Genomic DNA, 19635 nt, shown 5'->3' with positions numbered 1-19635 from the left:
CGTCGACCCCAGGAGCCCCCGCCCATGCCCAGCCCCCGCAGCCGTTGGCACCGCGCCCTCGCGGTCGTCGCGGCGCTCACCGCGGTGCTGACGGGGGCACTTCTCTGCGCGGGGACGAGCATGGCCGCGGCCACCGGCGGCGCACCCGAACACGGCCGGTCGCGGCTCGCCCCCGTTCCGTCGGCGGGTGGGGCCGCGTCGGTTCTCGTGGTGCCGCCGACCGGTGGGGGCGCGCCCGCTGCCGTGGTTCCGCGAGCCGGTGCGGCGGCCCTCGCGGCCCTGGCACCGCGGACTGCCCTGCCTCTGCCCGTGCCTCCGCCCGTGGCCCTGGCCGCGCCGGACGGAGGCGCCCTGCGGGACGGGACCGCACCGCGGGACGGGACCGGTTCGCCGGACGAGCAGCGGGCCCCCGGCTGCGGCGAGGGGTCCGGCGATGGCGGGCTCGACCCCGCTGTGCCGCCGCGCGGCTCCGCCGCGCACGAACTGCTGTCCGTCCTGCCGGCCGCCGCCCACGGCGCGGCCGGGGGCCCCGCGGCCGGCGACGGTGTGCTCGGTCCCGCGCCGGGGCGCGCCCCGCCCGTGCTCGCCGCTCCCGGACCGATAGACCTCTCCGTACTGCGCGTATAGGCCCACGGCAGCGCTCAGCACCGTCCGTCACCCCTGCGCCCTTACGAGAGAGAACACCGTCATGCCCGCGTCACGCACCCCTGCCCGCAGCGGCAACCGTTCCGCCCGCTCCGTCAAGCCGTTCGCCTACGGCGCCGCGGTCGCCGCAGCCGCGGTTCTGCTCGGCTTCGTCTCCTACACCGCCACCAAGCCCGATGACCCGTCGACGGGCGGGCTCTCCGTGGCCGACGTGTCCGCCGAACCGGACGCCGGGGTCTACCCCGAGCTGGAGAAGCTCGCCCGGCGCGATGCGGGCGACCCGCTTGCGCTGGGGCGGGCCGAGGCGCCCGTGGTGATGATCGAGTACGCCGACTTCGCCTGCGGCTACTGCGGGAAGTTCGCCCGCGACACCGAGCCGGAACTGGTCCGGAAGTATGTGGAGAAGGGCGTTCTGCGCATCGAGTGGCGCAACTTCCCGATCTTCGGCGAGGAGTCGGAGGCCGCCGCCCGGGCCGCCTGGGCCGCCGGGCAGCAGGGCCGCTTCTGGCAGTTCCACAAGGCCGCGTACGCCGACGGTGCCAAGGAGCAGGGCTTCGGCGAGCAGCGGCTCAGGGAACTCGCGGCCACGGCCGGGGTGAAGGACCTGGCGCGTTTCAGCCGTGACGTGGCGAGCGGGGAGGCGCGTGAGGCCGTGGCGAGGGACCGGGAGGAGGGCTACGGGCTGGGTGCCACGTCCACGCCGTCGTTCGTGGTCAACGGCCGTCCCCTCGCGGGTGCCCAGCCTGAGCGGACCTTCGTCGAGGCGATCGAGGCGGCCTGGGAGGCCGCGACCACGGAGCCCGCGGGACCGGAGGCGGCACCGGCGACCTCGGCTCCCGGCGCGACGGCTCCCCACGCGACGGCGCCCGGCAGCACCGCCTCGGGTAGTACCGCCTCGGGCGACACCGCCTCGGGTAGTACCGCCTCGGGCCACACCGCCTCGGGCGCGCGGCCTCCCGGCGCGACCGCTCCCGCGACCCCGGCGCAGGACGCGGTGGGCGGCGAGTGAGCGACATCGGCTATCTGGCCGCCTTCCTGGGCGGCCTGCTCGCTCTGCTCAGCCCCTGCAGCGCCCTGCTGCTGCCCGCGTTCTTCGCGTACTCGATCGACACCACGTCCCGGCTGATCGCGCGTACCTGCGTCTTCTACACGGGCCTGGCGACGACCCTGGTACCACTGGGTGCCGCGGGCTCGTTCGCCGGACGCCTCTTCTACGGCCACCGCGACCTTCTGGTCACGGTGGGCGGCTGGCTGATCATCGTGCTCGGGGTGGCCCAGCTGGCGGGTCTCGGGTTCGCCTCCCGCCGCCTGGCCGAGGCCGGCGGAAGGATCCGCCCCACCACGGCGCTCTCCGTCTACGCTCTCGGCGCGGTCTACGGACTCGCGGGCTTCTGCGCGGGGCCGATTCTCGGCAGCGTCCTCACGGTGGCGGCCCTGAGCGGAAGCCCCGCGTACGGGGGGCTGCTCCTCGCCGTCTACGCGCTGGGCATGGCCGTGCCGCTGTTCGCCCTGGCCCTGCTGTGGGAACGCTGCGAGCTGTCACGCCGACGCTGGCTGCGCGGGCGCACCCTGCGGATCGCCGGACGCATCGAGCTGCACACCACCTCGGCCCTGTCGGGCCTGTTCTTCATCCTCCTCGGCACGGTCTTCCTCGTCTTCGACGGCACGACGGCCCTCCCTGGTCTGCTGTCGGTCGACGACTCCTTCGCAGCGGAGCAGTGGGCTTCCTCCGCGGGGCGTGCGGTCCCCGACTGGTTGCTGCTCTCCCTGGTGGTGGCGGTCGCGGCGATCGTCCTCGCGGTTCGCGGGATGCGCGGGCGGGACCGGGTGTGACGGCTCCTCCCCGCGCAGCGGGTTTCCGGAGGGTGAGCGGGCCGCTGAGCCGGCTTCGATGTCTCTCCATCCGAGCCGGATCGGTTCCGGCCGGAGCGGCCGCTGCCGTCCCTGGCGGCCTCGGCGATGTCGCGCGGCATGCTGGTCGGGTACGTGCCGATGGGCTCGCTCATGCTCCGCATCCTGCCTGTCATGCTCCGGCGTGTCAGAGGTCTTCCGGCCGGATCAGCGCGCGGCCGCGGGTGAGGGAGTGCGGCAGCGCCGCCGCCTTCTCCTGGGGGGTGGGCTACGGCTCGCGACACCGACGGACGAGTTCGCCCTCACGGATCGAGCCGACCTGGGCGCCGATGACGGCGTGGGTGCCGCATTCGCTGACGGCGACCAGGTGGGCCGGGAAGGCGGACGCCTTCGGGCCCGATCCGCAGCGGCCGAAGCGGGCCGCGTTCCCGGCGGTGTCCGCGACGCCGCATCCTGACCCGGTGGGGAGCGTGTGGTTAGATTGCGGCTGCGCGACCGGCGAAGCCGTCGCGTGGAGCACGGGGGTGGCTCTCTTCAGTGTGGAAGGTCGCACTCGCCCCTGCTCGACTGATCGTTCGAGTTCCACAGTGGGCGGGCATGGGGGTCCCGAAACTCGCCCGGATCTGATCCCGTTTGTGATTCGCTGAGATTCGTCGTGAATCGATCGGGATGGAGCTCTGCCATCCGCAGTGCGGACAATGTGGTCGACGGAACCTCTTCATGGTTCCGCGCGCGGCGGACGTGGTTGATCACATAACTTCTGGAGCACCAAGGTAGGCAATGCCTTTCGGTGACTCGTTGAGCGTGAATGTACGGCCTGCACAGTAGGAGTGAAATGTCTGAGATCGCCAACGTGTTCGCACGCGAGATCGTCGACAGCCGTGGCAATCCCACTGTCGAGGTAGATGTCCGCCTGGCCGATGGCTCCCTGGGCAGGGCCGCCGTGCCCTCTGGTGCTTCGACCGGAACCCGGGAAGCGGTCGAACTCCGCGATGCCGACCCGGACCGATACCGTGGCAAGGGTGTCACCCGAGCGGTTGCCGCAGTGAACGAGGAGATCGCGGAGGCGGTGCGGGGACTTCCGGCCGAAGCGCAATCCACCGTCGACCGGCTCATGGTCGAGCTCGACGGAACGGACAACAAGAGCCGGCTCGGTGCCAACGCGACGCTGGGCGTGTCGCTCGCGGTCGCCAAAGCCGCGGCCGTGTCGCACAATCTGCCCCTGTACCGCTATGTCGGCGGCGCTTTCGCGCACGTTCTCCCTACTCCGATGATCAATATCATCAACGGTGGCGCGCACGCCGACAACGGACTTGATTTCCAGGAGTTCATGATCGCGCCAGTGGGTGCGCCCTCGATGGCCGAGGCCGTCCGTATCGGATCGGAGGTCTTCCACACGCTGAGGGACCTGCTCCGTGCCGCCGGACACAACACCAACGTCGGCGACGAGGGCGGTTTTGCACCCGATCTGGCCACGGCGGACGAAGCGCTCGAGTTCATCGTCAAGGCCATCGAGAAGAGCGGTTTCCGGCCCGGCCGCGACGTGGCATTGCTGCTCGACCCCGCCTCTTCTGAGTTCTACCGCGACGGGGCCTACCACTACGCGGGCGAGAAGCGCGTCCGGTCGGTCACCGAGCACGCTGACTACCTCGCCGACCTGACGTCCCGATTCCCGATCGTCTCGATCGAGGACGGTATGGCCCAGGACGACTTCGAGGGCTGGCGCTACCTCACCGACGCGATCAGCTCCACCTGCCAGCTGGTCGGCGACGACGTCTTCTGCACCAACGTGCGCCTGCTCCAGGACGGCATCGACCGGGGTCTCGCGAACTCGATCCTGGTGAAGGTGAACCAGATCGGCACCCTGACCGAAATGCTGGACACCGCGAACACGGCCTTCCGCGCCGGCTACTCCGTGGTGATGTCGCACCGCTCGGGCGAGACCGAGGACACGACGATCGCCGATCTCGCGGTCGCCCTCAACTGCGGGCAGATCAAGACGGGTTCGCTGTCGCGCTCCGACCGGACGGCCAAGTACAACCAGCTGATCCGTATCGAGGAGGAGTTGGGATCCGAATCGGTCTACGGCGGGGCGAGGTTCTTCAACGGAGCCGGCTGAGCGCGGGAGCCGCGGCAGCGGCCGTCGTGCACAGGAAGGGATCTGGAGAATGAGCATCCCCGTACTCCACAGATCCAACGCCGGCCGTCGCGGTCACCCGGCGGGAGTCGCGGAGTACGCGAAGCAGAACGGGGACCGGTGCCTTCTCGCGGGCGATACGGGCGGGCGCCGGCCCCGGACCCCGAGCGCGTCGTCATCGAGCTCGCGGTCAAGCGGAGCATGGGCCGGGTACACCCTCCGCACGCCCGTCCGTCCGCTGCGGCCGCTTGAACCGTTGCCCGCTACGCCTCGACGGCGCCGCCGTCATGGGCGCTGACCCGGCGTTCTGGGAAGGGCACCGTCGATCCGTGCGGTGAGAAAGCCGTAAGGCCCCCATCCGAGGGATGGGGGCCTTACAGCTGTGGCTGGGGCCGGGATCGAACCGGCGACCTATCGCTTTTCAGGCGATCGCTCGTACCAACTGAGCTACCCAGCCGCGAAGTTCAGGAAGAACTTCAGCGGTCCTGACGGGATTTGAACCCGCGGCCTCCACCTTGACAGGGTGGCGAGCACTCCAAACTGCTCCACAGGACCTCGTGCATCCTGCAACCCGTTGCGGGCGCGTCATGCTGAGGATCGGCCGCTGCGCTGGCGCCTCGAACCGAAGGCTGACTATACCCGATGGAGGCGGGCGGACTGAAATGAGTACTTTGCCGCCCGCTTCTGGCGCTGCTCTCCGTGGGCTCCCTCCCGCGCCCCTACTGGGCGGGCAAGGAGGGAGCCGGGCCCCTCAAGCGGCGAGAGCGGACGAGGGAAGCGGCACGTTGGGGTTCACGGCTCGGACGCTCTGCTGCTGCGGGCACCCTCGTGCGCCGGCGAACGACTGGCTGCACTGTCCGTCCCGCCGTTGCTTGACCTCGATATGCGCCATGCTCAGGACTGCACATGGGGCTCGGTGCCCACTGCGGGCCCACGAGAAGAGCAAAAAAAGACCCCCTGACGAGCGTCTCCGCAGGTCAGAAGGTCTATTGCGCTGTGCCCCCAACGGGATTCGAACCCGTGCTACCGCCTTGAAAGGGCGGCGTCCTGGGCCACTAGACGATGAGGGCTAAGGGGCCCACCTGGGCGCTTCGCAGCGCGTCGGGGACGTGAGAAGCATATGGGATGCGGGGACCTATCGCCAAAACGGTTTACGGGGCGCCTGCGGGCCCTGCGGGGGACTCCGCCGGGGACGGCGTCCGGGGCGCTTGCGGGCCCTGCGGGGGAGGTGCCTCCGCCAGATGGCGGCTGACCTCGGCCGTCGTCAGACCCAGCCCGCCGAGAGTGATCTCGTCCCAGGCCTGCAGGATGCGCTTGTCGCGGTCGAGGTAGAGCACGGAGGCGTGGACCTTCTCCGGCTCCTCGCGTTCGACCGCCCGCAGTCCGCCGCCGCCCGTGGAGCCCTCGATCTTGAGGCGGGTGCCGAGCGGGAGCATCTCGGTGGCCCGGCGGTGGACGTGGCCCGCCAGGACCAGCGGTACCTCGCCGTCCGCCTCGCGGGCGGCCACGGGGTTGTGGGCGACCGCGATGTCGACGGGGGTGCCGGCCGCGCTCTGGTCGCGCAGCGCCGAGGCCAGCCGGATCCCGGCCATGCGTTCGGCGGGGTCGCCCGCGGGCACCGTCGACCGGTCCGGCGTGAACTGGGGGTCGCCGATGCCGGCCACCCTGAGGCCGCCCGCACTCACCGCGCGGCCCTCGTCGAGGACGTGGACGTTCTTCAGGCGCTGGAGATACCGCTGGGTCACGAGCGAGTCGTGGTTGCCGCGCACCCAGACGTAGGGCGCGCCGAGGTCGGGGATCGGGTCGAGGAAGCGGTTCTCCGCCGCGGTGCCGTGGTCCATGGTGTCGCCCGAGTCGATGATCACATCGATGCCGTACTGCTCCACGAGCGAGCCGATGATGTGCCACGAGGCCGGGTTGAGGTGGATGTCCGAGACGTGCAGCACGCGCATGGTGCCCGGGTCCGGCTGGTACACCGGCAGTGTGGAGGTCGCCTCGTACAGCTTGGTGACGTTGGTGACGAGCCGGGCCAGCTCCTTCTGGTAGACGTCGAACTCGGTGACGATCGCCCGCGCGTTGCCGACCACCGAGGGAGCGCTGCTCAACAGCCCCGAGAACCTGGGCTCCAGGACCGATTTCGGGTTCCAGGTGGCCCATGCGCTCACCCCGGAGGCGGCCAGCAGGGCGAGGGCGAGGCCGCCGGCCGCGAGGGCCCGGCGAGGGCGGCGGTAGACGGCGAGGCCGAGGGCGGTGGCCCCGAAGACCACGGCGGCACAGGAGCGCAGGGCGAGGTCGCGGGTGCCCTCCGTGACGTCCCGTCCGATCTCCTCCTGGAGTCCGGCGAGACGCTCGGGGTGCTGGACGAGCGCCTGCGAGCGGATCGGGTCGAGCCGGTCGATGTTGACGTCGAGCCGGATCGGCGCGGTGTGCGAGTCGAGTTCGAGGGCCCCGAGCGGCGAGACGTTGATCTTCGTGCCGCCGGATGCGGACGGCCGGAGTGCCATGCTCGTGTCCACGGGGCCCACCGGGGTGCGGACGGCCCCCACGACCAGCAGCCCCAGCCACGCCCCCAGCAGGACGACGGCCAACAGCCCGAACGCCCGGCCGTACGGGTGCGGGCCGTGGCCCAGGGCGCTGACGGGGGCCGAGCGGTTCGACGGGTGGTGGCGCCTGAGGCGGACGAGGCCGGCTTGCAGGAGTTCGTGGGCGCGGGCCATTGGGCCCGTATGCCCGCGCCCGCGTCGGGCTATGCACCCCGTGGGGGGCGCTTGGGCCTGCCCGGCCGTACTCCCGGGCGCCCGCCGGGAACCGGCGCACCGCGGTCCCCCGCGAGTGCCGTCGGCCGAGCGCCCGGAGGCGGTCAGCCCCAGCCCAGTTCGTGGAGCCGCTCGTCGTCGATGCCGAAGTGGTGGGCGATCTCGTGCACCACGGTCACGGCCACCTCGTGGACCACGTCGTCGGGGCTCTCGCAGTAGCGGAGCGTCGGGCCCATGTAGAGGGAGATGCGGTCGGGGAGCACCCCCGCGTACCACTCCCCGCGCTCCGTGAGCGGAGTCCCCTCGTACAACCCCAGCAGTTCCGGGTCGGCCGGGTCGGGCTCGTCCTCGACGAACACGGCCACGTTGTCCATGACCCGGGTCAGCTCCGGGGGGATCGTGTCCAGGGCCTGGCTCACCAGCTCTTCGAATGCTTCCCGCGACATCTCCAGCACACACCCATTGTCGGGGACGACGGCCGGTATGCGGTGCTGCCCCGTCCTGTGGAGGCTGCGGCGCTCGCCCGGGCCGCGCCGGGCGTCCGCGCGCCGCCGGGTGCGGGGGCGTGCGACGCGCCCGCATCCGTGCCTGAACGCATGCGGCGACGCGCCCGGGAGCGCACCTGGCGGTGTGCGGAACCGCTCGCAGGGGGCCCCGTCCGGGATGGGGCCGGTGCGTACGGGATGCCGCCCGGATGCCGCCGGGAAGCCGAGGTGCACCGGGGGCGGGGCCTTCTGGCCGATGCGCCGGCAGTCTGGGGCGGTCCGGGGCCGGTGGGGCTGGTGGGGCCGGTGGTGATGAGCGCCGGGCCGGCCCGGCGGGGCGGGTCGCCCCGGCACGGCCGGGCTGCCGCCCGTGGGGCGTGTCCCCCGTGGGGCTCGGGGAGTTGGGCAGGGAAACCGCGTCCTGTGCCCCGGAGGTGCCTCCCGTGCGCCAGTTGTCCGCCCCCGGCCGTTGTGCCGTCTGGATCGCCACGGCCCTGGCGGCCGCGGCCGCAGCCGGCTGTATGAGCGTGAGCGACGACGCCGACGGGCCGGAACCGGTGACGTCGCCGCAGCGGCGCGGCACCGCGGTCGAACCGGACGGCGGTGGCGGCGCCCCGGCAGGGTCCGGCGGCCGGGGCCGTACCGGCATGGGTGGTACGGAGCCCTCCGGCAGTGCCGGCAGCAGCAGTGGCGCCGCGAAGGAGCCGGCGAGCCCGGGCGCGTCCGTGGTTCCGTCGGCCTCGCCCTCCAGGGCGCCGGGCGGTGATCCGAAGCCGCCGTCCACCCGGCGGCCGACCGAGCCGCGGGACGAGTCGATGCCGCCGGCCGGGCCCGCGTCCCCGGCCGACACGACGCCGCCGGCCGAGCCGGCGCCGTCGAGCCACGATCCCGGGCCCATCGTGGAACCGACCGATCCGCCCACGGAGTCACCGGCCGCGGAGATCCAGCTGGGCGCGACGCGGGAGGCCTTCGGCTCGCCGGGGGACGAGTCGAGCGCGGAGCCTGAGGCATCACCGCAGACAGCACCCGTCTGACGGCCGGTCTCCTACGGGCGTCCGCTGCCGGATCCCCGTCCGCCGGCGGTGTGCGGAACGCACCTCCGTCCGGCGGGTTCCTCCGGCGGGTTCCTCCGGACCGGGGCCGAGCGGCTGGAGTCCGGGCGGCGCCGCGGCAGGGGTGACCCGGCCGCTGGGACATCATGCCGCTGGGACGTCATGCCTCACGGAGCGGATCCGCACAGCGGCTGCACAGTGCCTGGCGCCGCACCCGTACCGGGCGCGCGGGGCGTCCGGCGGCGGTGCGAGTGGGTTCCCGGGGGTGTGACGAGCGACGCACCGAAGCGGTTTGCCTTGAGTGGGGGAGGGTGCGTATGGTGGTAGATCGTTTGATCCCATTTGCCCGGCGCCATCACCGAAGCGCGCCGCGTGTGGCGCGTACTCTCCCTTGCCGTGGCAGACCGCATCGAGGCGGTCGAATTGCGAATCACGGAGTTTGGGCGCGTGCCGAGACTCCGGAAGGTTTCGCATTTCGCATGTCCATTTCCAGTTCTGACCGTGCCGTTCTGTCCGCGAACGACGAGATCGTCGAGGCCGCGGACGCCGCAGCCGCCGTGAGCGCCGACAGCGCCGACAGCACCCGTGCCACCGGCGAGGCCGCCGAGGCCGGCGAGACGCCCGGCGCGCCGGAGGTGACCTTCGGCGACCTCGGCCTCCCCGAGGGCGTCGTCCGCAAGCTCGCCCAGAACGGTGTCACCGTCCCGTTCCCGATCCAGGCGGCGACCATCCCGGACGCCCTGGCCGGCAAGGACATCCTCGGCCGCGGGCGTACCGGCTCCGGCAAGACCCTCTCCTTCGGTCTCCCCCTGCTCGCCACGCTGGCCGGCGGCCAGACCGAGAAGAAGAAGCCCCGCGGCGTCATCCTCACCCCGACCCGTGAGTTGGCGATGCAGGTCGCCGACGCGCTCCAGCCGTACGGCGACGTCCTCGGCCTCAAGATGAAGGTCGTCTGCGGCGGCACGTCCATGGGCAACCAGATCTACGCCCTGGAGCGCGGTGTCGACATCCTCGTCGCCACCCCGGGCCGGCTGCGGGACGTCATCAACCGCGGTGCCTGTTCCCTGGAGTCCGTCCGGGTCGCGGTACTCGACGAGGCCGACCAGATGGCCGACCTGGGCTTCCTGCCCGAGGTCACCGAACTGCTCGACCAGATCCCCGAGGGCGGCCAGCGGCTGCTGTTCTCCGCGACGCTGGAGAACGAGATCGACAGCCTCGTCAAGCGCTACCTGGTCGACCCGGTGACACACGAGGTCGACCCGTCCGCGGGCGCCGTCACCACCATGACCCACCACGTCCTCGTCGTGAAGCCCAAGGACAAGGCCCCGGTCACGGCCGCCATCGCCGCCCGCAAGGGCCGCACCATCATCTTCGTCCGCACCCAGCTGGGCGCGGACCGTGTCGCCGAGCAGCTTCGGGACGCCGGGGTGCGCGCCGACGCGCTGCACGGCGGCATGACGCAGGGCGCCCGTACCCGCACGCTCGCCGACTTCAAGGACGGCTATGTGAACGTGCTGGTCGCCACCGACGTCGCCGCCCGAGGCATCCACGTCGACGGCATCGACCTGGTCCTGAACGTGGACCCGGCCGGTGACCACAAGGACTATCTGCATCGTTCGGGCCGCACCGCCCGGGCCGGCCGGTCCGGCACCGTCGTCTCCCTGGCGCTCCCGCACCAGCGCCGCCAGATCTTCCGGCTGATGGAGGACGCGGGCGTCGACGCCTCGCGCCACATCGTCGGCGGTGCCGGCGCGTTCGACCCGGAGGTCGCCGAGATCACCGGCGCCCGTTCGCTGACCGAGGTCCAGGCCGACTCCGCGAGCAACGCCGCCAAGCAGGCCGAGCGCGAGGTCGGCGAGGTCACCAAGCAGCTGGAGCGCCTCCAGCGCCGTGCCTCCGAACTGCGCGAGGAGGCCGACCGCCTCGTCGCGCGGGCGGCGCGAGAGCGGGGCGAGGACCCGGAGGCCGCGGTCGCCGAGGCCGCGCAGACGGCGGAGGACGAGGCCGCCGTCACCGAGGCGGTGGACTTCGGGGCGTCCGTTCCGGAGCCGCGTGCGGCGGGCGTGCGGGAGGACCGTGCACCGTCCCGCGACGATCGGCCCTCCTACGAGCGGCGTGAGCGCCGCGACGAGCGGGGCAACTTCGAGCGCCGCGAGCGGCGGGACGAGCGTGGCGGTTTCCGTCGCGACGAGCGTCGTGAGGGTGAGCGCGGTGGGTTCCGTCGTGACGACCGCGGCGGCCGTTCGTTCGAGCGCCGGGACGGCGACCGCGGTGGGCGTTCGTTCGAGCGTCGTGAGGGTGAGCGTGGCGGTTTCCGTCGTGACGACCGTCGTGAGGGTGAGCGCGGTGGGTTCCGTCGTGACGACCGCGGCGGCCGTTCGTTCGAGCGTCGTGAGGGTGAGCGTGGCGGTTTCCGTCGCGACGACCGTGGTGACGGTGAGCGTGGCGGTTTCCGTCGTGACGAGCGTCGTGAGGGTGAGCGTGGTGGGTTCCGTCGTGACGACCGCGGCGGCCGTTCGTTCGAGCGCCGGGAGCACCGGGGCGGCCACGACCGTCCGTACAACCGCGACCGCCGTGACGACCGCCCCTCGGGCGGCTTCCGCTCCGGTGGCCACGACCGCCCCTACGGTCGCCGCGACGACCACCGCGGTTCGGGCTCCGGCTCCTTCGGCGGCGGCCGCCGCGACGACAAGCCGCGCTGGAAGCGCAACGGCTGACGCCTGAGCCTCACGCCCGACGCGACGAGCAGGGCCCGTGTCCCCCACCAGGGGCACGGGCCCTGCCCCGTTGACGGGCACCCGGGCACCCGGGCAACGGGGCAGGGTGCAGGGCGCCGGAGGCCACCGTCCGTGCGGCGGCGCGCCGCACGGCACCGGCGCCCCACGGGTCCTCCGCCGGGAGAGGGGGACGTTCGCATCGGGCGTCCCCACTTCGGCGACCGCGCCCGGCACGGACCGGCGTACGCCTCGGAGCCTCCGGCGCACCGCGTCCGGAACACATCTGCGAGCCCCCGCGCCTTCCCGCACACATCCGTTCCCCGTATCGCTCCGACGAGTGCGCGCATGCCCGGCAGGACCGCGCTTTCCGCCTGCGGCGACGGCCGGAGAGGGATACCCGATCGGATGCCCGCCGCCGTACGGCTATGCTCGGGGATGACTTGCCGAGGGCCGTTAGCTCAATTGGCAGAGCAGCGGACTTTTAATCCGTTGGTTGTGGGTTCGAGTCCCACACGGCCTACCGCTGGCAGGGAGGGGATACCCCCTCTGACCTGCTACGGAGCGCCCCGATCGGTCTCAGCCGGTCGGGGCGCTCCGTCGTTCCCGGCCTCGTGCGTGAGCGATGCGTGAGCGGACGGTCCGAGACAGAGCCCCATCCAGCGCTACTGCGCGGGGCCGACGGGCACGGAAGGTGCTTTTAGAGTCTCCTCGATGGCCGCTACAGGGTCGAGCGGATCATGCGGGAACGCGACATCCGAGGCGTCACCCGCCGCAAGCGCCGGTACCTGACGAAGCAGGATGCCAAGGCCGCCCCGGCCCCGGACCTGGTCGGACGCGATTTCACCGCCGCCGAGCCTGGCACGAAGCTCGTCGGGGACATCACTTACCTGGCGACGATCGAGGGCTGGTGGTACTTGGCCACGGTCATCGACCTGGAAGCTTCTTCGGGCTGCTGAAAGCGGAGATCGGCACCACTGTCTGGGAGAGCCGCGAGGCTGCCCGCGCCGACGTCTTCCGCTTCATCGAGGTCGAGTACAACCGCACCAGGCTCCGCAAACACCCCGAGTTCGGGTACCTCACCCCACTCGAAACCCGAGCCAGGCTGCAGCAAGACTTCACCCCCGCAGCGTAAGCAACCGCTGTCCACGATCCGGGGGGAACTTCAGTGGGCACATCGTCACGACCTCGCGTCACGCGGAGAACGACGAGCCGCCTCGCTCTACGAAGTGCCCCGAATGTGGCAAGGACCCATCCGCGATCGTTGCGTTCGAGCCGGTTGGCCTCGCTGGCGAACGAACCTCCACAGTCCCAAACTGCGACACCATCGGCGCCGAGGAAGCCCAGCCGAGCGGAGCTGGAACGGCGCATCGCTGCCCTGGAAGAAGAGAATCAACGCCTTCGAGCCGAACAAGCGATCTGAAACGCGTCTCCGGTCAGTTCACGTCAGGTCGCTGGCACCACCGTGCCCGTAGTTGTGCACGGCCAAGATGCCGTCCTCCCGCTGCTCTGCCTCGACTCGGACAGTAGGTCCGGCGAGGAGCCGGTGCCCTCGGAGAAGAAGTCGGTCAGGCCCAGATTGGTGACGACGACGTGCTGGCCACGGATCTGCCGCAGGTCGGGATCCGGAACCAGGCCATGGGCGCTGAGGCCGGTGCAGTTGACGATCGCCGACACGGGGCCGGCGTCGGCGAGCGAGGCGAGGCGCCGTTGCTCGACCGCCCCCCAGCGGCGCGGAGCCGGCGGAGGAGGCAGTCCAGGTAGACCGGCATGTCGATCAGCGGCACGGTGAACCGGTACCCCGCGGTGAACCCGGCCGGGTCACAGGGCCGGAAGCTCGGCAGGGTGGTGGCCCAGTCCGGTGGGGCGTCGGCCGTGTGGGACGCCTCAATGCCAATGGCCTTCTCGCCGTGGGCGTTGTGACCGAGTGCCAGCCACGCTCCCTCGAACATGGCCTGCCTCTGGCTGGGGTCGCTGGCGCCGCAGGTAGCGGGAAGCGTCGGGCCCTTGTCTTGCGTAGTTCTCTGGCGAAAGGGTGCACGCCAGGACCCGCCCTGGTCATGGGGCTCGCGCCGCGGGGGACGGCGGGCACCTGCGTGACCAGGGCGGGGGCTTAACCTCGGCGGAGGAACCTGCTCTGGCCCCGGTGCTTGCCGGTCCTCCTGCCGGAGGTCGGCTGTCCCACCGCGGCGGCTTTGCTCGGCCGGGCTGAGCGTTCTGGGCGGTCCTCGTTGAGGAGGGACTGCCAGACCCGTTCCTGCAGTACGCGGATGCAGGGGCCGCACGCGTACATCGGCGCCTGGGCGCCGGCGACTCTGGCGGGGCCGATCCACAGGACGCGCGTCCACCGCTGCCCGCAGTAGAGCCAGCAGAATCCGTCGACCCATTCGTTGCCGTCGTCGGTGGCCGCCGGTGCGGGCAGTCCTCCGCGGGCGAACTCGGCGATCCCGGGGATCACCCTGTGCTGTAAGGCGACTTCCGTCAGCATTGCTCGTCCGCCTCCGCGATCAACGGCCCTGGGCCGTAGGAGAAGCGTCCTCCTGCTTCTCGGCGTCGGAGAACAGGAGGGTGGGTTCCGCGAGGATGTCGCGGCCGGCCTCGCTCTTGTAGATCTCGTCGACGCTGCCGAATCGTGCCTCGGAGTAGTCGAGGTCAAGCAGCGCGGCGGCCTGCCGCACCGACGCCTCGTCGGGTCCCTCGATCTCCAGGAAGGTGGGAAGGTCGGGCCAGGTGTCGAAGTCGAAGGCGACCTCGCCCAGGCACCACTCCTCGCGGTAGTTCTCCTGGTACCGCACCTCGGTGAGGCCGACCCGGCGCAGGATGTCGGCCATGGCGTGCAGGTCGGTGACCTCGGTCTCGATCTCCTTGGTGCCGTCGATCGTCGTGGCGTCGGTGACCTGCTTGAGCGTGAGCGTCGAGCGGGTGCCCTCGTTACGCAGCCGAATCCAGGCCCCGCCATCCAGGGAGTCGCTCTCGAAGATCTTGCGGGTGAGGAGCGTCGGGGGGAACGCCTGAACGGCGCCGAGGGCAGTCAGCTTGGCCTGGAGGCCGGCGGCGTCGACGGCCACGAACTTCGCCTCGTACTCGTGCTTCATGGGTCCTTCTCTCAGAAGTGGTCGGTGAGGGTGGACGTCCGGGCTGCCATGAGCAGGCCCATGCGGTGGGTGTGGTCGTGCAGTTGGCCGACGTGGGGCCGCTCGGTGAACTCGGTCGTGCGCAGGGTGAGCAGGACCTCCCAGTCGCCGAGGAAGTGGTGGCGAAGGCGCTCGGGAGAGGTGTAGTGCTCGATCATGTGGTGGCGTCTTTCGACGGGCATCATGAACTCCGCGCCGAACACACCGCCCGGGCGGACCAGGCGCTGCATGCGGTCGACGAACTCGGCGAGCGGGCGGTGGTGGTTGGCACTGTAGTGCCACGAGCAGCTCGTCCAGACCGCCTCGCACTGCAGGCCCAGGGGTTCGCCGTCGAGGAAGTCGTCCTCCACGACCTGTACGCGGTCGTGGAGTTCTTCGAGCTTCAGCCGATCGATCAGGCCCAACGCGTGTGCCTGGCTGTCACCCGGGAGGTGGACGTCGCCCCCGTGGAGGGCGACCGCGTCGCGTTCGACGGCGACGACGTGGTAGCCGGCGGCGGCGAGGGGCAGGACGAACTTGCCGTCGCTCGCGCCGACAACCGCGACGGTGGCGTCATGGGCGACGCGCTCCCGCAACGTGGCGAGGAACTGCGGGAAGAAGGTGAGGGTGTGCTTCCACAGGCTCTGTGTCTGCATGGGAGTGCGCTCCTAGCGTATCGGTGTCCGTTTGCGTATCGGTGTCCGTGATCACGCGGAGGACCTCGTCGGGGCTGCGCCCGGTGGTGTCGACGCGGTGCATCGGGAACGAGGCGTAGGCGTCGGTCACCCGGTGCGTGACGGTCTCGATCAGTGCGTCCCATCGCGATGCCGGCTTGTTCCGTCTAGCGAGGCGGCGCTGTCGTTCGTTGTCGTCGCAGACGAGGTGGTACGTGACGGGTTTTGGCAGCCAGCTCGGCAGGGTGATACCGAGCCGGGCGCCCAGGGCCCGATGGGTGGCGAGGCACCGGGCGAAGTAGCTCTCGACGACGACCGGGACGCCGGCGTCGAGATGGTGCTGGATCTCCTCGGCCGCGGTGAACAGAGCGGAAAGGTAGAGGCACATCCGCGCCTCGACGTTCGTCCGCTCGTCCACCGCGTGTCTGAGCGGCTGGTAGAGGGACGGGACGGTGGCGACGAGGACGGCCTGTCGGGCGGCGGCGAGCATCGGCGCCAGGGTGGACTTACCCGTGCCGCGTAATCCCTCCAGACTCTCGAAACGCGGGTGATCAGGCACGGCCGTACACCACGTCCGGCACCGCGAGAGTGAGCTCGTCGGCAGAGGAGGGCTTGTGGACGATGCGTCCTGCCGCCTTCTCGTACCAGAAGGCGTGCGCGTCCTTGCCCACGGCCTTGCAGGACATGGTCAGCGCACCACGTGGGTCGGCCTCGATGCGGTCGATCTCGCGAGGACCGTCTGACGGCGCGCACGCCTGCGGGGCGCCGTGTTCGGAGAGGTCCTCGTCGACGATCACCTCCAAGGGCAGGTCGGCCGACGCGAGCTCTTCGCGCAACCGGCCGTAGGCGGAGGGGGCGGTGACCAGCAGCTCGGGGTGGTCGGCGGCGTTGCCGACCACCCGCAGGTGGTGGAGCTTGAGTTGCCGGACCCCGAGCTGCGCCAAGACGCCTGCGAGAGGGAGGACCTCGTCGATGTTCCGCGAGGTGACGGTCATGGTCGCGCCCGTCGATACGCCGAGGTCCCGCGCCAGACTGAGCGAGTTCAGGGCGCTCTGGTAACTGCCGTGCCTGCGGATGCCGTCGTTGGTCGATCCGACTCCCTCCAGCGAGACCCTGAGCAGGTCCAGGTGCGGAGCGATCTCGGTCAGGCGGCGCTCGATCCGGTACCCGTTGGTGCAGATCTCGACGCGCTGGCCCAGCTCCTCCTTCGCGTAGCGGACGACCTGCGCGAGATCCCGGTGGGCGAACGGCTCTCCGCCGAGCAGGGTCACGGCCTCCGTGCCGTACTCGTCCCGCATCAGGGTGAGGAGGCTCGCGGCTTCCTCGGCGGTGAACGCGTCGGCGTACTGGAGCCGCTTGCCGTGGAAGCAGTGCAGGCACGTGAAGTTGCAGCGGTAGAGCAGCTGCAGGTACAGCATTCGGATCTTCCTGATCCCGGTGACTTCCCCGATCACATCGGCTCCTTCGGCTGGCTGCCTGTTGGGAGCCCGATCGTGGCCTTCTGCCCGGGGACCTCGTCACCGCGTTCAGGGACGGTCCGAGGACGTTCTGGGACGTTTTCAGTGACCTGCGAAGGACTCCACCATGCTGAGGACGCGCTTCGTGTCCGACAGGTCGGGCAGGACGTCGGCAGCGCCGGCGGCGGTCAGTTCCTCCGGAGTGTGGATACCGGAGGCGACGGCGAGGATCCCGGAGCCCGTGGTCAGAGCCGCTTCCACGTCGAGCGGGGTGTCCCCCACGAGGACGGTGGTGACGTCGGCCGAAACACTGCGAAGTCGCTGCGCGCGCTCGCGGGCGACAGCGACCAGATGGGGACGAAGCTCAGCGTCCGCTCCGTAGGCGCCCACTGTCAGGTCTAGCAGCGATTCGAGGCCGAACGCGGACAGCTTCACACGGGCGTTGGCGGCGATGTTGCCGGTGAGGACGGAGGAGATCCAACCGCTCTGAGCAGAAGCGGCCTTCAGCGCCTCATGAACACCGGGCAGGGCAGTCCCGCGCCTGCGCAGCTCCTCCAGGCGCGCTTCCCCCGCCTGGGTGAGCGCGGTCTCGATGAAGTGCCAGGCAGGTACGGGCAGCCCTTCGCGGACGAACATGTCGCGCATGATCAGTCGATCCGTACGCCCCTCAGTACGCGCCGCCTCCGTGGGCTCGCGTCCCGAGAGCGCCGAGAAGGCAGCGGCGTAGATCTCCTTGCTCACCCCCGCGTTCTCGATGAGAGTGTGGTCGATGTCCCACAGGACGAAGAGCTCCATGCCGCCAGAGTAGGCAGTCGGCGGGGCTGCGCTTCAGCCACCGCGTCCCAAAACGTCCTTGCGTGATCACGCGGTGTACCGATTCGATATCTGCTGTGAACGACCGACTGCGCACCGTGCTCGGCCAACGCGGCGTCTCGCCCGACTCGCTGGCCGAGATCTGCGAAGTAGATCCCAAAACGGTGAGCCGGTGGCTGGGCGGGCGCATTCCCCATGCCCGGCACCGCTTCCGCGTCGCGCGACACCTGCGCGTGGAAGAGACCTTCCTCTGGCCCGAGCCGTCCAAGCGCCCCGGCCGGCTGCGGGACGGGTTAGGCACCGAGCTGGTCGGCACCTACCAGAACAGGGCCAGCGTGCCCCGGGACGTCTGGCTCGCGCTGCTGCGAGAGGCTCGGCACGAGATCGGCGTCCTCGTCTTCTCCGGCACTTTCTTCGCCCAGTCCAACCCCCACGTCGCCAAGATGCTCTCCGAACGTGCCGCCGATGGAGTGCGGGTGCGCCTGTGCTTCGGCGACCCGGACGGGCAGGCAGTCGCCATCCGGGGCCGCGAGGAGGGGATCGGCGACACCCTCGCCGCCAAGATCCGCGCCTCGCTGACGTACTACCGGCCCCTGCTGGGCGAGGCCGGGTGCGCCGTACGGCTCCATGACACCACCCTCTACACGTCCATGTTCCGCTACGACGACAACCTGCTCGTCAACCCCCACATCTGGGGACTACCGGCCAGCGCCAACCCCCTCCTCCACCTCAAGAGGGCGGACGGTACAGGGTGGTTCGACAATTACGCTCAGAGCTTCGACGCCGTCTGGGCCGCCGCGCGGCCATGGGCACCTGACCAGGAGAGGACCGCCGACCATGGGCAGGACTGAGTACTACAACGACCCCACCGCCCCGAAGGCGAACACCCTCATTCCGGCCAGCAACCTTCTCGTCGTCGACGAGACCGGCGCCATCCTCCTCCAACGCCGCCGCGACACCGGCCAGTGGGCCCTCCCCGGCGGAGCCCAGGACATCGGGGAGACTGCGGCTGAGTGTGCTGTCCGCGAGTGCCTGGAGGAGACCGGCATCGTCGCGGAGATCACCGGCTTCCTCGGCGTCTACACCAACCCGAACCACATCGTCGCCTACACCGACGGCGAGATCCGCCAGCAGTACGAAAACACCTACATCGGCCGCCCGGTCGGCGGAGCACCCACGATCAACGCCGAGGCCGACGGGGTCCGCTTCGTCCAGCCGGCCGACCTCGACCAGTACGACATCCACCCCAGCATGCGCCAGCAGATCGGCGACTACCTCGCCGGCACCTACCCCTACCTCGGCTGAGCCGCCAGCGCTGCCTCGATCCTCTCGACGGAGGAGAAGATCTCCGGCGCCGCCCGCCGTATGAACCGCCCGACCACACTGTCCGCGCCGTAGCGGCCGACGATCTCCGCGACCCGGTCCTGCGCGGTGGTCCGGCCGCCGTCGGGCGTCGTCGTCATGTCGCAGTACACGAGGGCGTCCACCAGCATTAGGTCGTCCAGCAGGGGGAACTCCGACGCCAGCTCATCGTGCAATCCGCGCTGCTCAGCCTCCAGCAAGGCGAAGGAGTGGTTCGCGACGAGCCGTGCCAACGACTGGTCGGCTCCGTGCTCGTCACGTAGGAACCTTGCTCCGTCCAGCGGATGGAATCCCGTTACGGCCAGTCGAGGTGCGTACCCGACGTCGTGAAGGGTGGCGGCGGCAACGAGCAGAGCCGCATTCTCGCCGAGTACCTGCCCAACTTCTTCCGCCCGCTGCGCCACTCCCTTGGTGTGCGCCCACCGGCGCGGGAGCGTGCTGCAGAGCTCTGCCTCCGCGACCTGCATTGCCCATTCCTCGATGCGATCACCCATGCGAGCTGTCTGCCCGGGGAGTGGCCCGCACAAGCTTGGCCAAGGATGCGATTCGTCTCGGCTCCGACCAGCGCCAACCCTC

The 19635-nt window shown here is 70.8% G+C and carries 20 protein-coding genes and 4 tRNA genes; 11 read left to right on the top strand and 13 right to left on the bottom strand.

The genetic code is table 11. The features are described from left to right. The first annotated feature begins 24 nt into the window (after positions 1-24). The 3 genes from SCWH03_RS24135 to SCWH03_RS24125 all read left to right on the top strand — a co-directional run bounded on the left by SCWH03_RS24135 (position 25) and on the right by SCWH03_RS24125 (position 2478). Positions 25-627 carry a hypothetical protein gene (locus SCWH03_RS24135; protein WP_173266408.1) on the top strand — a complete coding sequence of 201 codons (603 nt, stop codon included), beginning with the start codon at positions 25-27 and terminating at the stop codon, positions 625-627. 61 nt (positions 628-688) lie between these two features. Next, positions 689-1654: a DsbA family protein gene (locus SCWH03_RS24130; RefSeq protein WP_173266407.1), complete on the top strand. Its 966-nt coding sequence runs from the start codon at positions 689-691 to the stop codon at positions 1652-1654. Beyond that, the gene (locus SCWH03_RS24125; protein ID WP_173266406.1) at positions 1651-2478 is read left to right on the top strand and encodes a cytochrome c biogenesis CcdA family protein; all 828 of its coding nucleotides are present in this window, start codon (positions 1651-1653) and stop codon (positions 2476-2478) included. The genes SCWH03_RS24130 and SCWH03_RS24125 overlap by 4 nt, the downstream gene beginning before the upstream one ends. A 286-nt stretch (positions 2479-2764) precedes the next feature. On the opposite strand, the gene SCWH03_RS24120 is transcribed toward SCWH03_RS24125, so the two are convergent. Further along, complete coding sequence (locus SCWH03_RS24120) at positions 2765-3016, bottom strand: hypothetical protein (protein WP_173266405.1); 252 nt, start codon at positions 3014-3016, stop codon at positions 2765-2767. Between the two features lie 315 nt (positions 3017-3331). Between SCWH03_RS24120 and eno the strand changes: the two genes are divergently transcribed. Further along, complete coding sequence (gene eno, locus SCWH03_RS24115) at positions 3332-4615, top strand: phosphopyruvate hydratase (RefSeq protein WP_173266404.1); 1284 nt, start codon at positions 3332-3334, stop codon at positions 4613-4615. Between the two features lie 401 nt (positions 4616-5016). Here eno and SCWH03_RS24110 read toward each other — a convergent pair. The 5 genes from SCWH03_RS24110 to SCWH03_RS24090 form a co-directional block, all read right to left on the bottom strand. After that, positions 5017-5090 (bottom strand) — tRNA-Phe (locus SCWH03_RS24110). Positions 5091-5113: 23 nt separating this feature from the next. Next, a tRNA-Asp gene (locus SCWH03_RS24105) sits at positions 5114-5188 on the bottom strand. Between the two features lie 442 nt (positions 5189-5630). Beyond that, positions 5631-5703: transfer RNA gene (locus SCWH03_RS24100), tRNA-Glu, on the bottom strand. 81 nt (positions 5704-5784) lie between these two features. Further along, positions 5785-7350: a metallophosphoesterase family protein gene (locus tag SCWH03_RS24095; RefSeq protein ID WP_173266403.1), complete on the bottom strand. Its 1566-nt coding sequence runs from the start codon at positions 7348-7350 to the stop codon at positions 5785-5787. Positions 7351-7493: 143 nt separating this feature from the next. Next, a complete protein-coding gene (locus SCWH03_RS24090; RefSeq protein ID WP_173266402.1) occupies positions 7494-7844 on the bottom strand; it encodes a metallopeptidase family protein in 351 nt (116 codons plus the stop codon). Positions 7845-8317: 473 nt separating this feature from the next. Between SCWH03_RS24090 and SCWH03_RS24085 the strand changes: the two genes are divergently transcribed. The 5 genes from SCWH03_RS24085 (at position 8318) to SCWH03_RS29970 (ending at position 12775) form a co-directional block, all read left to right on the top strand. Continuing rightward, on the top strand, positions 8318-8908 hold the full coding sequence (locus tag SCWH03_RS24085) for a hypothetical protein (RefSeq protein ID WP_254076981.1): 591 nt from the start codon (positions 8318-8320) through the stop codon (positions 8906-8908). A 497-nt stretch (positions 8909-9405) separates the two neighbouring features. Beyond that, positions 9406-11643, top strand: a complete 2238-nt coding sequence (locus SCWH03_RS24080) for a DEAD/DEAH box helicase (protein ID WP_173266401.1) — start codon at positions 9406-9408, stop codon at positions 11641-11643. Positions 11644-12090: 447 nt separating this feature from the next. After that, a tRNA-Lys gene (locus SCWH03_RS24075) sits at positions 12091-12163 on the top strand. A 217-nt stretch (positions 12164-12380) separates the two neighbouring features. Next, on the top strand, positions 12381-12599 hold the full coding sequence (locus SCWH03_RS29975; RefSeq protein WP_216854792.1) for a hypothetical protein: 219 nt from the start codon (positions 12381-12383) through the stop codon (positions 12597-12599). Further along, positions 12551-12775, top strand: a complete 225-nt coding sequence (locus SCWH03_RS29970) for an IS3 family transposase (protein WP_173266400.1) — start codon at positions 12551-12553, stop codon at positions 12773-12775. The genes SCWH03_RS29975 and SCWH03_RS29970 overlap by 49 nt, the downstream gene beginning before the upstream one ends. A 978-nt stretch (positions 12776-13753) precedes the next feature. Here the strand turns inward: SCWH03_RS29970 and SCWH03_RS24060 are convergent. The 6 genes from SCWH03_RS24060 to SCWH03_RS24035 form a co-directional block, all read right to left on the bottom strand. Further along, on the bottom strand, positions 13754-14128 hold the full coding sequence (locus SCWH03_RS24060) for a hypothetical protein (protein ID WP_173266399.1): 375 nt from the start codon (positions 14126-14128) through the stop codon (positions 13754-13756). Between the two features lie 19 nt (positions 14129-14147). After that, positions 14148-14735: a class IV adenylate cyclase gene (locus tag SCWH03_RS24055; RefSeq protein WP_173266398.1), complete on the bottom strand. Its 588-nt coding sequence runs from the start codon at positions 14733-14735 to the stop codon at positions 14148-14150. Positions 14736-14746: 11 nt separating this feature from the next. Continuing rightward, positions 14747-15409 carry a class I SAM-dependent methyltransferase gene (locus SCWH03_RS24050; protein WP_173266397.1) on the bottom strand — a complete coding sequence of 221 codons (663 nt, stop codon included), beginning with the start codon at positions 15407-15409 and terminating at the stop codon, positions 14747-14749. Next, complete coding sequence (locus tag SCWH03_RS24045) at positions 15327-15986, bottom strand: P-loop nucleotide/nucleoside kinase family protein (RefSeq protein WP_173266396.1); 660 nt, start codon at positions 15984-15986, stop codon at positions 15327-15329. Before SCWH03_RS24045 ends, SCWH03_RS24050 begins: the two co-directional genes overlap by 83 nt. Beyond that, complete coding sequence (locus tag SCWH03_RS24040) at positions 15979-16881, bottom strand: radical SAM protein (RefSeq protein WP_173266395.1); 903 nt, start codon at positions 16879-16881, stop codon at positions 15979-15981. The genes SCWH03_RS24045 and SCWH03_RS24040 overlap by 8 nt, the downstream gene beginning before the upstream one ends. A gap of 105 nt (positions 16882-16986) precedes the next feature. After that, positions 16987-17679 (bottom strand): HAD family hydrolase, encoded by a 693-nt coding sequence (locus tag SCWH03_RS24035; RefSeq protein ID WP_173266394.1) that lies wholly within the window; start codon positions 17677-17679, stop codon positions 16987-16989. 95 nt (positions 17680-17774) lie between these two features. Here SCWH03_RS24035 and SCWH03_RS24030 point away from each other — a divergent pair, with 95 nt between their 5' ends. Both SCWH03_RS24030 and SCWH03_RS24025 read left to right on the top strand, forming a co-directional pair. Continuing rightward, positions 17775-18548 carry a helix-turn-helix domain-containing protein gene (locus SCWH03_RS24030; protein WP_173266393.1) on the top strand — a complete coding sequence of 258 codons (774 nt, stop codon included), beginning with the start codon at positions 17775-17777 and terminating at the stop codon, positions 18546-18548. After that, a complete protein-coding gene (locus SCWH03_RS24025; protein WP_173266392.1) occupies positions 18535-19002 on the top strand; it encodes an NUDIX hydrolase in 468 nt (155 codons plus the stop codon). Before SCWH03_RS24030 ends, SCWH03_RS24025 begins: the two co-directional genes overlap by 14 nt. Here the strand turns inward: SCWH03_RS24025 and SCWH03_RS24020 are convergent. Then, positions 18990-19553, bottom strand: a complete 564-nt coding sequence (locus tag SCWH03_RS24020; RefSeq protein ID WP_173266391.1) for an HD domain-containing protein — start codon at positions 19551-19553, stop codon at positions 18990-18992. The two genes, SCWH03_RS24025 and SCWH03_RS24020, sit on opposite strands and share 13 nt — an antisense overlap. Positions 19554-19635 lie beyond the last annotated feature (82 nt).

Source organism: Streptomyces pacificus (assembly GCF_011766325.1).
In the GTDB taxonomy this organism is placed as follows: Bacteria; Actinomycetota; Actinomycetes; order Streptomycetales; family Streptomycetaceae; genus Streptomyces; species Streptomyces pacificus.
Note: the sequence above shows the minus strand (reverse complement) of the source record. Positions and strands in the feature narration are given on the sequence as shown.

Excerpts from the sequence above, each read along its gene's own strand:
- SCWH03_RS24135 (WP_173266408.1), top strand. The coding sequence starts at position 25 with ATGCCCAGCCCCCGCAGCCGTTGGCACCGCGCCCTCGCGGTCGTCGCG.
- SCWH03_RS24130 (WP_173266407.1), top strand. The coding sequence starts at position 689 with ATGCCCGCGTCACGCACCCCTGCCCGCAGCGGCAACCGTTCCGCCCGC.
- eno (WP_173266404.1), top strand. The coding sequence starts at position 3,332 with ATGTCTGAGATCGCCAACGTGTTCGCACGCGAGATCGTCGACAGCCGT.
- SCWH03_RS24095 (WP_173266403.1), bottom strand. The coding sequence starts at position 7,350 with ATGGCCCGCGCCCACGAACTCCTGCAAGCCGGCCTCGTCCGCCTCAGG.
- SCWH03_RS24080 (WP_173266401.1), top strand. The coding sequence starts at position 9,406 with ATGTCCATTTCCAGTTCTGACCGTGCCGTTCTGTCCGCGAACGACGAG.
- SCWH03_RS29975 (WP_216854792.1), top strand. The coding sequence starts at position 12,381 with ATGCGGGAACGCGACATCCGAGGCGTCACCCGCCGCAAGCGCCGGTAC.
- SCWH03_RS24060 (WP_173266399.1), bottom strand. The coding sequence starts at position 14,128 with ATGCTGACGGAAGTCGCCTTACAGCACAGGGTGATCCCCGGGATCGCC.
- SCWH03_RS24055 (WP_173266398.1), bottom strand. The coding sequence starts at position 14,735 with ATGAAGCACGAGTACGAGGCGAAGTTCGTGGCCGTCGACGCCGCCGGC.
- SCWH03_RS24050 (WP_173266397.1), bottom strand. The coding sequence starts at position 15,409 with ATGCAGACACAGAGCCTGTGGAAGCACACCCTCACCTTCTTCCCGCAG.
- SCWH03_RS24035 (WP_173266394.1), bottom strand. The coding sequence starts at position 17,679 with ATGGAGCTCTTCGTCCTGTGGGACATCGACCACACTCTCATCGAGAAC.
- SCWH03_RS24025 (WP_173266392.1), top strand. The coding sequence starts at position 18,535 with ATGGGCAGGACTGAGTACTACAACGACCCCACCGCCCCGAAGGCGAAC.
- SCWH03_RS24020 (WP_173266391.1), bottom strand. The coding sequence starts at position 19,553 with ATGGGTGATCGCATCGAGGAATGGGCAATGCAGGTCGCGGAGGCAGAG.